This window comes from Bacillus sp. FSL K6-2819, assembly GCF_038008305.1.
GTDB classification, from domain to species: Bacteria; Bacillota; Bacilli; order Bacillales; family Bacillaceae; genus Bacillus; species Bacillus amyloliquefaciens.
On the sequence record NZ_JBBOYV010000001.1, the window covers coordinates 3,804,012 to 3,816,452 of the forward strand.

A 12,441-nucleotide genomic window follows, 5' to 3' on the forward strand; every position below is an offset into this window, starting at 1 on the left:
TTATTCTAAATAACGTCTCTGATTAAACTACTCCACTCCCCAAACAGCCTCCCCATCACCGCTCAGCACACTAAACGTCACGACTTCTTTCTCTCTTGCTGAGTCCCATTCTTTCAGGAAGACGCCGTCGTAATTTGTGCCGTTCAGGTTGATTTTGGCTTTGCTGCTGCCGGTTATTGTCCAGGTTCCGGTCATTTCCCCGGAAATGGTGCCGTCGTTGTTAAGCCGGATGGTTTTTGGGGTTTTGATGGCAGCTGTGATGTCTTTTCCGTGCTGGATGAGTTTGTAGGTTCCGGGTGCGGCGGCTGCCGATATGTGTGTATCCGGTTCCCCCGCATAGCGGTACGGGGCTGCAGCCGGCCATCCGTCTTTGTTCATGTACAGCTCATGCACTCTGACTTCGTGCTCCTCGCCTCTGTTCGGGAAACGGGTGTGGAAAATGAGGTATGATCGTTTCGTTTTCCCGTCGTAAAACACGGAGTTGTGCCCCGGTGAGACGTAGCCTTTGCCTTTTTCAGATTGTGAGGCGAAGGTATAGCTGCCCATGAGTTTGACCCCGTACGGTTCAATTGCTTTGTCATCGAAGAAGCTGCCGTCTTTTCCTTTGGCGTCAAGCATGTTATGACCTGCGGCGTCATAATACGGTCCGTCCGGATATTTGGAGCGGGCCGCACGGATATTATAACCGCCTGATGCGTCAAGCCCGCCGAATGACAGATACAGATAGTAATATTTCGTTTCCGGATTGTAGCTGATGTACGGGCCTTCGATCCGGCTGTGATTTCCGCCGAGCAGTTTTTTTCCGTAGCCTTGGTTCGGGAGGGGGAAGCCGGTTTTCGGATTCATTTTTAGTATAAAAATCCCGCCGGAGTAAGAGCCGTACACCATCCAGAGCTTGCCTTTATGGTCAAAAAACGTTTGCGGGTCTACGACGTTCGGGTGGACGTTTGCATGATACGTCGTGCCGTCCTCGCTTTTTCCTTCCATTCCCGATTTCAAAAAGATGCCTTTGTTTTTGTAGGGCCCTTCAATCTTGTCACTCACGGCGACACCGAGAGCGGATCGCGGCGAGTCCCCTTTACAGGCGTTGTAGTACATGTAAAATTTCCCGTCAGCCAGCTGGGCGACGTCCGGCGCCCACAGCGTATCAGATTGGGCCCAGTCGAACGTCTCTTTTAATTCAGTATAGACGTTCGGGATCAGCGGATTATTGTTATTGACGCTTGAAGATATTTGCTGCCACTGCATCAGGTTTTTCGACTTGGCGGAAGCCAAATGCGAGCCGAATACATAATACGTATCGCCTGTTTTGATAACGGACGGATCATGGACGCTGACCTCTGAAAAAACCGGATGCTGGGCTTTTGCCTGCGGCAGGGTGAACCCGATGACCGCTGCTGAAATCAGGCACACACGAAAGAAACTGGTTTTCATTTTCTGAAATCTCCTCGCTCTCCTCTTTCTTAAAAACGCTTTCAAGACAACGTTCCATTTTATGATGGGGATGGCGGGAATATGTGATCAACAGCGCCGGCTTCGTGATGTACCGCTTTACTGCGATAATAATCTGATTTGCAAAAGAATGGAAAAAAAGTTTTGACTTCTGATTCGCAAACACTTAATATAAAAAACAGTTACTAGTTATCAGAATATTTAAGAATTGAGTGAAGCATATATGACCTTACACAAAGACCGCCGCATCGGGCGATTGTCCGTCCTTCTTCTGCTTCATGAGTCTGAAGAGAGCCAGCAGATCAGCCGGCTGGAACGGGATGGCTGGAAAGTCTGTCTCGGCAGGGTCGGTTCGATGGATGCGCATAAAGTGGTAGCCGCAATTGAAACCGCTTCCAAAAAGAGCGGTGTCATTCAATCAGAGGGTTATCGTGAATCACACGCGCTTTATCATGCCACAATGGAAGCTTTGCATGGAGTGACGCGGGGCGAAATGCTGCTTGGCTCGCTGCTTCGTACCGTCGGCCTTAAATTTGCCGTTTTGCGGGGAAACCCTTATGAAAGCGAGGCGGAAGGCGATTGGATCGCCGTTTCACTTTACGGCACGATCGGAGCTCCGATTAAGGGGCTTGAGCACGAAACATTCGGAGTAGGAATTAATCACATATGAATCAGCCCATAGATTTTAGACGATAGGGGGCTATGCGTGAAAAATCATTTTCATGGCATAGCTCCTTTTTGTATGGGCGCTTTATCAAAGTAAAGAAAAAGGGGTTGAAATGATGGTAACGTTAGACGGTTCCTCACTGACAACCGCAGATGCCCAGCGTGTTTTATTTGATTTTGAAGAGGCTCAAGCATCTGCTGAAAGCATGGAAAGGGTGAAAAAAAGCAGGGCTGCGGTTGAACGGATTGTTCAAGAAGAAAAGACCATTTACGGGATCACGACGGGGTTCGGCAAGTTCAGCGACGTGCTGATTCAAAAGGAAGACGCCGCTGATCTGCAGCTGAATCTGATTCTTTCCCACGCGTGCGGCGTCGGTGATCCGTTTCCCGAATCTGTATCACGGGCCATGCTGCTTTTGCGCGCCAATGCCTTGCTGAAAGGCTTTTCCGGCGTGCGGACTGAGCTGATTGATCAGCTGCTCGCGTATCTCAATCATCGCATTCATCCGGTCATCCCGCAGCAAGGGTCACTGGGGGCAAGCGGAGATTTGGCGCCGCTTTCTCATCTCGCGCTGGCGCTCATCGGTCAAGGCGAAGTCTTTTACGAAGGGGACCAGATGCCGACGGCGCACGCTTTAGAAAAGGCAAATCTTCAGCCGGTCGTCCTGACCTCTAAGGAAGGCCTCGCGCTGATCAACGGAACACAGGCCATGACCGCGATGGGGCTGATCGCTTACCTCGAGGCGGAAAAGCTGGCCTATCAGTCAGAACGGATTGCGAGCTTAACGATCGAAGGGCTTCAAGGCATCATGGATGCGTTTGACGAAGATATTCATGCCGCCCGCGGCTATCAGGAGCAAATGGATGTTGCAGAACGAATCCGCTATTACCTGTCTGACAGCAAACTGACGACTGTCCAAGGAGAGCTGCGTGTCCAGGACGCCTATTCGATCCGCTGTATTCCTCAAGTCCATGGCGCATCGTGGCAGACATTAGCGTATGTAAAAGAAAAATTAGAAATCGAGATGAATGCCGCGACGGATAACCCGCTCATTTTCGAGGACGGCGCCAAAATCATCTCTGGCGGAAACTTTCACGGACAGCCGATCGCCTTTGCCATGGATTTTCTCAAAGTGGCGGCTGCCGAGCTTGCGAATATTTCTGAACGGCGTATCGAACGGCTTGTGAACCCGCAGCTGAATGACCTGCCGCCCTTTCTGAGCCCTCAGCCCGGCTTACAGTCCGGAGCGATGATCATGCAATATGCGGCGGCCTCCCTCGTGTCGGAAAATAAAACCCTGGCCCATCCCGCCAGTGTCGATTCGATCCCTTCGTCGGCAAACCAGGAGGATCACGTCAGCATGGGGACCATCGCCTCAAGGCACGCCTACCAGATCATCGCGAATACGAGACGGGTGCTTGCCGTTGAAGCCATTTGCGCGCTGCAAGCCGTGGAATACCGTGGCGCAGAACATTGCGCTTCGTACACAAAGCAGCTCTATCTCGAAATGAGAAACATCGTTCCGTCCATACAAGAAGACCGCGTGTTTTCTTATGATATCGAGCATCTGAGTGACTGGCTGAAGAAAGAGTCTTTTCTGTCGAATGAGCATCACCAAAAACTGATGACCAATGAAGGGGGACTTACAAGATGACTGAAGTAAAGAAATCAATCCGCGCCAGCCGCGGCACCGAACTTGAATGCTTAGGATGGGAACAGGAAGCTGTGCTCCGCATGCTCCGAAACAACCTTGACCCGGAGGTTGCCGAAAAGCCGGAGGATCTGATCGTATACGGCGGCATAGGCAAGGCCGCGCGAAACTGGGATGCTTTTCACGCGATTGAGCGCTCCCTCAAAACGTTAAAAGATGATGAAACACTGCTGATTCAATCCGGGAAACCGGTCGGACTGTTCCGCACGCACAGCCGCGCGCCCCGCGTCCTTTTGGCCAATTCGGTTCTCGTGCCGAAATGGGCGGATTGGGAGCATTTCCATGACCTTGAGAAAAAAGGGCTGATGATGTACGGGCAAATGACGGCCGGCAGCTGGATTTATATCGGCTCCCAAGGTATTTTGCAGGGCACTTATGAAACCTTTGCAGAACTTGCGAGACAGCATTTCGGCGGCAGTCTGAAAGGAACCGTTACGCTGACAGCCGGACTTGGCGGAATGGGCGGCGCACAGCCGCTGTCCGTCACGATGAATGATGGCGTCGTCATCGCCGTTGAAGCGGATGAAAAACGGATCGATAAGCGGATTGAAACAAACTATTGCGACCGGAAAACGGCGTCCATTGACGAAGCGCTGCGCTGGGCCGAGTCAGCCAAACAAGCCGGAAAGCCTTTGTCCATCGGCCTTCTCGGCAATGCGGTAGAGGTGCATCATGAGCTTCTGAGCCGCGGAGTCCATATTGACATCGTGACCGATCAGACTTCCGCCCATGACCCGCTGATCGGCTATATTCCGGCCGGATACTCACTTGAAGAGGCCGACCGTCTGCGCCGGGAGCAGCCCGAATTATACGTGAGACTCTCTAAACAGAGTATGAAAAAGCATGTGGAAGCCATGCTTGCTTTCAAGAAAAAAGGGGCCATCGTCTTTGATTACGGCAACAATATCCGCCAGGCTGCCAAAGATGAAGGCCTCGCCGATGCTTTTGATTTTCCGGGATTCGTCCCCGCCTACATCCGGCCTTTATTTTGTGAAGGAAAAGGGCCGTTCCGCTGGGCCGCGCTGTCTGGGGACCCAGAAGATATTTACCGCACGGACGCTTTATTAAAAGAGCTGTTTCCCGAAAATAAAGCTCTGCACCGCTGGATTGACATGGCGCAGAAAAAAGTCACATTCCAAGGCCTGCCGTCCCGCATTTGCTGGCTTGGCTATGGCGAACGGGAAAAGATGGGCCTCGCCATCAATGAATTGGTCAGAAACGGCGAGCTGAAAGCCCCGATCGTCATCGGAAGAGACCATTTGGACTGCGGATCAGTCGCCTCCCCGAACCGTGAAACAGAAGCGATGAAAGACGGAAGTGACGCAGTCGGCGATTGGGCGGTGCTGAACGCGCTTGTCAACACGGCCTCAGGCGCAAGCTGGGTTTCTTTCCACCACGGCGGGGGCGTCGGCATGGGGTATTCCCTTCACGCGGGAATGGTTGCGGTCGCTGACGGCACCCGGCTTGCGGAAGAACGGCTTGCCCGGGTTCTGACAAGCGATCCGGGAATGGGTATTATCCGCCATGCGGACGCGGGATATGAAAAAGCGGCTCAAGTCGCCGAGGAACAAGACATTATGATACCGATGAAAAAGGAGCGGTAACATGCCGAAACAGATTGATACGATTCTCACCAACATCGGCCAGCTGTTAACGATGGAATCCGGCGGCCCCCGCGCAGGCGGAAGCATGCAGGATCTTCAAGTCACGGAAGATGCCGTTATCGGCATTCACGACGGGCACATTGTTTTTGCCGGACATAAAGGAGCGGAGGAAGGATACGAGGCAAGAGACATGATCGACTGTGGGGGAAGGCTCGTCACCCCCGGCCTCGTCGATCCCCATACCCATCTTGTATTCGGCGGCTCCCGCGAAAAGGAATTGAATTTAAAAATTCAGGGTATATCCTATTTGGATATTTTGGCGCAAGGCGGCGGCATTTTGTCAACGGTCACAGATACGAAAGCCGCTTCCGAAGAAGAACTGATTGAAAAAGGGCTTTTTCACCTCGGACGCATGCTGTCATACGGCATCACGACGGCGGAAGTAAAAAGCGGATACGGACTCGACAAAGACACTGAACTGAAACAGCTGACCGCGGCGAAAAAACTGGGTGAGCGCCAGCCGGTCGACCTTGTCACGACCTTTATGGGAGCACATGCCATTCCGCCTGAGTACCGGAACAGCCCTGACGAATTCCTGGATCGTATGCTGCAGCTTTTACCTGAAATAAAAGAAAAAGGCCTCGCGCAATTTGCCGATATTTTCACGGAAACAGGCGTCTTTACCGTCAGCCAGTCGCGGGACTACCTGCAAAAAGCGGCTGAAGCGGGCTTCGGCCTGAAAATCCATGCTGATGAGATTGACCCGCTCGGCGGCGCGGAATTGGCGGCAGAGCTGGACGCAGTTTCAGCCGATCATCTGGTGGGGGCATCTGACGAAGGCATCCGCAAGCTTGCAGAGTCCGGGACGATCGCCGTCCTGCTGCCGGGCACAACTTTCTATCTTGGCAAACACACCTATGCCAGAGCCCGTGAGATGATTGATGCGGGCGTGCGGGTCAGTTTGGCGACTGACTTCAATCCGGGCAGCTCACCGACGGAAAACCTCCAGCTCATCATGTCGATTGCCGCACTTCATTTAAAAATGACCGCAGAAGAAATCTGGCACGCCGTCACCGTTAACGCCGCTTATGCGATCGGGAAAGGCGAAGAGGCCGGACAAATTAAAGCCGGCCGGCTGGCTGACATTGTCATTTGGGAAGCGCCGAACTATATGTATATTCCGTATCATTACGGCGTCAATCATGTGCACCGTGTCATCAAGAACGGAAAGACGGTCATTTCAAGGGAGGGAGCCGCTCTTGGATAAGTATCCGTTTTTGCAAAAAGCCGGCTCGCTCTTCAACGACCGGCATGTGACAAGGATCGGCGATGTGACGGAAGCGTGGGCGGGCCAGCCGCTCAAAGGGCCGGCTTTGATCGGCGCTCCGCTTTCTAAGTCGTCAATCAGCCATTCCGGCGCCTGCTTTGCTCCCGGTGCGATCCGCAAGGCGCTCGGCGGCATTTCCGCTTATTCCGCGGAGCTGCGGGAGCATGTCATTGACCATTTATACGATGCCGGCGATATTCAGATTCATGTCACCGATATCGTCAAATCTCATGAGCACATTTATCAGACCATTCATGGCATTCTGGCGGACCAGCCTGACTGGGTGCCCGTCATTCTCGGGGGCGACAACTCCATCAGTTATTCCACCATCAAAGCCATTGCGGAAACGAAAGGAACAGCGGCCGTCTTTCAATTCGACGCCCACCACGACGTCCGCAACACAGAAGACGGAGGGCCGACAAACGGCACCCCATTCCGCCGGCTGTTAGATGATAACATCATAAGCGGCCAAAACCTGATTCAGCTTGGAATCAGAGAGTTCAGCAACAGCTTGGCATATGAAGAATATGTAAAAGATCGGCAGGCAGAAGTGCATACAATGGAAATGATCCGGGAGAAAGGGCTTCTCCGAACGATACAAGACGCCTTGCCGGCCGTTCAAAAAAGAGCGGATTCCATTTTCATTTCGGTTGATATGGATGTGCTGGATCAAGCCCATGCGCCAGGCTGTCCTGCGATCGGCCCCGGAGGCCTGTATACCGAGGAACTGCTTCAGGCGGTCAGATTTTTAGCGCAGGAGGCTGACATCTCCGGTATTGAGATCGTTGAGGTTGATCCGACACTTGATTTTCGCGATATGACAAGCCGGGCAGCCGCACACGTGATCTTACATGCATTAAAGGGATTTAAACAGTCACGTTAACAGGCTACCGGCGTATTCTCATGCCACGAAAAAAGGGGGAGATCACAATGGATGTTGATAAAGGCGGCAGTCAATTGAAGCGCACGATGAAAAGCAGGCACTTATTTATGATTTCATTAGGGGGCGTCATCGGCACGGGGCTTTTTTTGAGCACAGGGTATACGTTAAGCCAGGCCGGGCCGGGCGGGACGATCGCCGCCTACTTAATCGGCGGCTTGATGATGTATCTTGTCATGCAGTGTCTCGGAGAATTGTCAGTAGCCATGCCTGTGACCGGTTCTTTTCAAACGTATGCGACAACGTTTATCGGGCCGTCTACGGGCTTTATGGTCGGTATCATGTATTGGGTGAATTGGGTGGTGACGGTAGGCTCAGAATTTACAGCTTCGGGTATTCTTATGCAGCGCTGGTTTCCCCACAGCAGCGTCTGGATGTGGAGCGCGATTTTCGCGGCCCTTCTTTTTGCCGCCAATGCATTCTCCGTTAAACTGTTTGCAGAAACGGAGTTTTGGTTTTCCAGCGTCAAAATCGTTACCATCCTTTTATTTATCATCTTAGGCGGCGCCGCGATGTTCGGCCTGATTTCGTTGCACGGTTCGGCGGAAGCTCCGATGCTGTCAAATTTCACCTCACACGGCGGACTGTTTCCGAATGGCTTTCTTGCGGTTTTCATCGCAATGATTTCCGTAAGCTTCGCCTTTTCAGGGACGGAGCTGATCGGCATTACCGCGGGTGAAACCGCCAATCCGGAAAAAGATATTCCGCGTTCGATCCGAAATGTCGCCTGGAGAACGGTCATCTTTTTTATCGGCGCCATTTTTGTGCTGTCCGGACTGATCTCATGGAAGGAAGCAGGTGTGATTGAAAGCCCGTTTGTCGCGGTCTTTTCTCAGATCGGAATCCCTTACGCCGCGGATATCATGAACTTCGTGATTTTAACGGCTTTGCTTTCTGTCGCCAATTCTGGACTGTACGCTTCCACCCGGATGCTGTGGTCACTTGCTAATGAAAACATGATCAGCGCCCGGTTCAAAAAAGTCACGCCTAAAGGCATTCCGCTGAACGCCTTGCTCGCCAGCATGGCCGTTTCCTGCATATCCTTGATCTCAAGCATCGCCGCCCCGGGAACGGTCTACGTGGTGCTTGTGGCAATAGCCGGATTTGCAGGCGTCGTGGTGTGGATGAGCATCGCCCTGTCTCAGCTGTTATTTCGAAAACATTATGTAAAAAACGGCGGCCGTCTCACGGATCTGACCTTCCGCACGCCGTTATACCCTCTCGTTCCGATCGCTGCCATGATCTTGTGTTTCGCTTCATGCGTAGGCCTTGCATTTGATCCCAATCAAAGAATCGCCCTCTTCTGCGGAGTTCCATGTATGATCTTGTGCTACCTCATTCGTTTTTTGAGAAGAAAACAGCCGAAACAGCCCGTCCGTGACATTCATTTGGATAAAACCATGCCATAAAAAAGGCACATACTGATGAGGTATGTGCCTTTCTTTTCTTATTCCGTAATCAGCGTATGAATCAGCTTCGGCGCTTCCGCTTTTTCTGAGATGCGGATGTTGTCATAGACTTTGGAGGTCACGTCGTCAACGTTTTCGCGGTTGGCGTAAAGGGTGACGAGCGGCTCTCCTTTTTCGACTTTGTCACCGACTTTTTTGCGGAGCATGATACCGACGGCAAGGTCGATTTCGTCCTCTTTTGTCGCACGTCCCGCGCCTAACAGCATCGCTGCGACGCCGATTTCGTCAGCGACGATTTCTGAAACGACACCCGCTTCTTTTGCCGGGACGTCAATTTTGTACGCCGCCTGCGGAAGTTTGGACGGATCGTCAACGACGGAAGCGTCCCCTCCCTGATTGCTCAGGAACTCTTTGAACTTTTCAAGCGCTTTGCCGTTTTTCATGACTTCCTGCAGCTTCGTTCTCGCTTCTTCCAATGTCTCGGCTTTTTTCGCCAGAACGACCATTTGACTGCCGAGCGTGAGGACGAGTTCGTTTAAGTCTTCAGGGCCTTCCCCTCTTAACGTATCAATGGCTTCTTGAACTTCCAAGGCGTTTCCGATCGCAAAACCGAGCGGCTGCGACATGTCAGAAATAACAGCCATCGTTTGGCGGCCGACGTTGTTTCCGATACGGACCATTGCTTTGGCGAGGTTCACGGCGTCTTCATCCGTCTTCATAAACGCGCCGGCTCCCGTTTTGACGTCAAGCACGATGGCATCTGCTCCGGCAGCGATTTTTTTACTCATAATTGAGCTTGCGATCAGCGGGATGGAGTTTACCGTACCCGTTACATCACGAAGGGCATACAGCTTTTTATCGGCGGGCGTCAAGTTGCCGCTTTGTCCGATGACGGCTACCTTGTCACGGTTCACTAGCTTGATGAATTCATCTTTTGACAATTCCACGTGAAAGCCTTCGATCGCTTCCAGTTTATCAATGGTTCCTCCCGTATGGCCAAGGCCGCGGCCGGACATTTTAGCGACGGGAACGCCGAGCGCCGCGACAAGCGGTGCGAGTACGAGAGTTGTTGTGTCGCCGACTCCGCCCGTAGAGTGTTTGTCGACCTTAATGCCCTCGATGGCGGAGAGATCAATCGTTTCCCCTGAATTCACCATCGCCATTGTCAGATCGGCGCGCTCCTGATCCGTCATATCCTGAAAGTAAATCGCCATAGCCAGCGCGCTTGCCTGATAATCAGGAATGCTTCCGTCCGTATATCCCTTTACAAAAAATTGAATTTCTTCTGTTGTCAGTTCTTTACCGTTTTGTTTTTTTACAATAAGATCTACCATTCTCATGATATATCACCTGTCCTTCAATTATGTTCAGTGAATCAATCCCACGATCGCCGCTGTCAGGAAGCTGACGAGCGTTGCCCCGTACAGCAGCTTCAGCCCGAACCGCGCGACGACGTTTCCTTGTTTTTCATGCAGCCCTTTCACCGCACCCGTAATGATTCCGATAGAAGAGAAATTCGCAAATGAGACAAGGAATACAGATACCACTGCCTGAGTATGCGCACTGAAATGGAAATCGCCGGATGAGAGCGTCTGCATCGCCACAAATTCATTCGATACCATTTTCGTCGCCATAATGCTTCCGGCACTCACCGCTTCATTCCACGGAATACCGGTTAAAAACGCGAATGGCGCAAATACATAGCCGAGCAGCGCCTGGAATGTAATGCCGAAGACCGCGTTAAAAACGCCATTGACCAGGGCAATGAGTGCGACAAATCCGATCAGCATCGCCGCTACGACAACGGCGACTCTGAATCCATCCATTATATACTCACCGAGCACTTCGAAAAAGGATTGTTTTTCTTCTTCAGGAACAACGATCAAATCCTCATCTTTGCTGACGGTGTACGGGTTGATGATAGAAGCAATGATAAATCCGCCGAATAAGTTCAGCACAAGCGCCGTCACGACGTATTCAGGCTTCAGCATCATCATGTAAGAACCGACGATTGACATTGAGACCGTCGACATTGCGGATGCGCAAAGCGTGTATAAGCGCTGTTCAGTAAGATAGCCGAGCTGTTTTTTCAAGCTGATAAAAACTTCCGACTGACCCAAAATCGCGGATGCGACAGCGTTGTAAGATTCGATTTTCCCCATTCCGTTCACCTTGCTTAATGCAAGACCGATATACTTCGTGATGAAAGGGAGAACCTTCCAATGCTGCAATATTCCGATTAAAGCGGATATAAAGACGATCGGCAGGAGCACGCTCATGAAGAATGTCGTCTGTTTCGCATTCACAAGTCCGCCGAATACAAAGTTAATCCCTTCTGATGCATATTCCAGCAAGTAGTTAAATCCTTTGGCAAATCCGCCGACAAGAAAATTCCCGATCCCGGTATTGAGGAGAATGTAACCGAGAATCAGCTGCAAAACGAGCATGACGGCGATCGGCCGGATTCTGATTCTTTTTTTGCCGTTGCTGGCGAGCCAGGCAAGACCTAAAAACACAATGATTCCGATAATTCCGATGAAATACTTCATATGTGTTCTCCTTTTGTTTGTATTCGCTTACAATTTTTTATGCATCAACAAAGAAAGAGGATTGCGGAAGCTTTCGGCTTCCGCACTGCTGCTTAATAGTCGCTGCTGCCGCTGTCTCCGCCGCTCACGATAGAGACGCCGGCGCTTGCGCCGATCCGGCTTGCGCCCGCAGCAATCATGCTGTCAACATCAGCTTTTGTTCTGATGCCGCCTGATGCTTTGACCCCGATGTCCGGTCCGACTGTTTTTCTCATAAGAGCGATATCTTCAGCCGTTGCCCCGCCTGTAGAGAAACCGGTAGACGTTTTGACGAAGTCTGCGCCCGCGGATACCGCTAAGCGGCATGCGCGCTCTTTTTCTTCATCTGTCAAAAGACATGTTTCAATGATCACTTTGACGAGCGCTTTTTTATCGGCTGCTTCAACCACCGCGCGGATATCAGCCTCAACCGCTTCATCATCGCCGTCTTTTAATGCGCCGATATTGATGACCATGTCAACCTCAGTGGCTCCTTTTGAGATGGCATCCTTCGTTTCAAATGCTTTTGTTTCCGAAGTCGTTGCGCCGAGAGGAAACCCGATAACGGTGCAAACGTCAACTCCCGTACCCTTCAGCTCCTCCGCTGCGAGTTTGACCCAAGTCGGGTTCACACAAACGGAAGCGAATTTATATTCTTTTGCTTCTTTTATCAGTTGTAATATATCCGCTTTTTGTGTATGCGGTTTCAAAGCAGTATGGTCTATTTGACTTGCAATTGACATTGTATGCACTTCCTTTTTCCT

General features: G+C 51.5%; 10 protein-coding genes. 6 read left to right on the forward strand and 4 right to left on the reverse strand.

The features are described from left to right. Positions 1–27 precede the first annotated feature (27 nt). A complete protein-coding gene (locus tag MHH91_RS19820) occupies positions 28–1,434 on the reverse strand; it encodes a glycoside hydrolase family 43 protein (protein WP_014472381.1) in 1,407 nt (468 codons plus the stop codon). 241 nt (positions 1,435–1,675) lie between these two features. On the opposite strand from MHH91_RS19820, the gene hutP reads away from it, so the two are divergent. The 6 genes from hutP (at position 1,676) to MHH91_RS19850 (ending at position 9,110) form a co-directional block, all read left to right on the forward strand. After that, a complete protein-coding gene (gene hutP / locus MHH91_RS19825; protein ID WP_013354132.1) occupies positions 1,676–2,122 on the forward strand; it encodes a hut operon transcriptional regulator HutP in 447 nt (148 codons plus the stop codon). A 112-nt stretch (positions 2,123–2,234) separates the two neighbouring features. Then, the gene (hutH, locus tag MHH91_RS19830; RefSeq protein WP_014472383.1) at positions 2,235–3,773 is read left to right on the forward strand and encodes a histidine ammonia-lyase; all 1,539 of its coding nucleotides are present in this window, start codon (positions 2,235–2,237) and stop codon (positions 3,771–3,773) included. After that, entirely contained in the window at positions 3,770–5,434 is a 1,665-nt protein-coding gene (gene hutU, locus MHH91_RS19835; RefSeq protein ID WP_014472384.1) for a urocanate hydratase, read from the forward strand. Before hutH ends, hutU begins: the two co-directional genes overlap by 4 nt. Position 5,435: 1 nt before the next feature. Next, a complete protein-coding gene (hutI, locus tag MHH91_RS19840; RefSeq protein WP_013354135.1) occupies positions 5,436–6,701 on the forward strand; it encodes an imidazolonepropionase in 1,266 nt (421 codons plus the stop codon). After that, on the forward strand, positions 6,694–7,644 hold the full coding sequence (hutG, locus tag MHH91_RS19845) for a formimidoylglutamase (protein ID WP_013354136.1): 951 nt from the start codon (positions 6,694–6,696) through the stop codon (positions 7,642–7,644). The genes hutI and hutG overlap by 8 nt, the downstream gene beginning before the upstream one ends. A 47-nt stretch (positions 7,645–7,691) precedes the next feature. Beyond that, positions 7,692–9,110 carry an amino acid permease gene (locus tag MHH91_RS19850; protein WP_013354137.1) on the forward strand — a complete coding sequence of 473 codons (1,419 nt, stop codon included), beginning with the start codon at positions 7,692–7,694 and terminating at the stop codon, positions 9,108–9,110. A 38-nt stretch (positions 9,111–9,148) separates the two neighbouring features. On the opposite strand, the gene MHH91_RS19855 is transcribed toward MHH91_RS19850, so the two are convergent. The 3 genes from MHH91_RS19855 to deoC all read right to left on the reverse strand — a co-directional run bounded on the left by MHH91_RS19855 (position 9,149) and on the right by deoC (position 12,420). Next, positions 9,149–10,450 (reverse strand): pyrimidine-nucleoside phosphorylase, encoded by a 1,302-nt coding sequence (locus MHH91_RS19855; protein ID WP_014471247.1) that lies wholly within the window; start codon positions 10,448–10,450, stop codon positions 9,149–9,151. Positions 10,451–10,477: 27 nt separating this feature from the next. Continuing rightward, positions 10,478–11,659, reverse strand: a complete 1,182-nt coding sequence (locus MHH91_RS19860) for a NupC/NupG family nucleoside CNT transporter (protein WP_013354139.1) — start codon at positions 11,657–11,659, stop codon at positions 10,478–10,480. 92 nt (positions 11,660–11,751) lie between these two features. Next, positions 11,752–12,420, reverse strand: coding sequence for a deoxyribose-phosphate aldolase (gene deoC / locus MHH91_RS19865; protein WP_004393277.1), 669 nt, complete (start codon positions 12,418–12,420; stop codon positions 11,752–11,754). Positions 12,421–12,441: the final 21 nt, after the last annotated feature.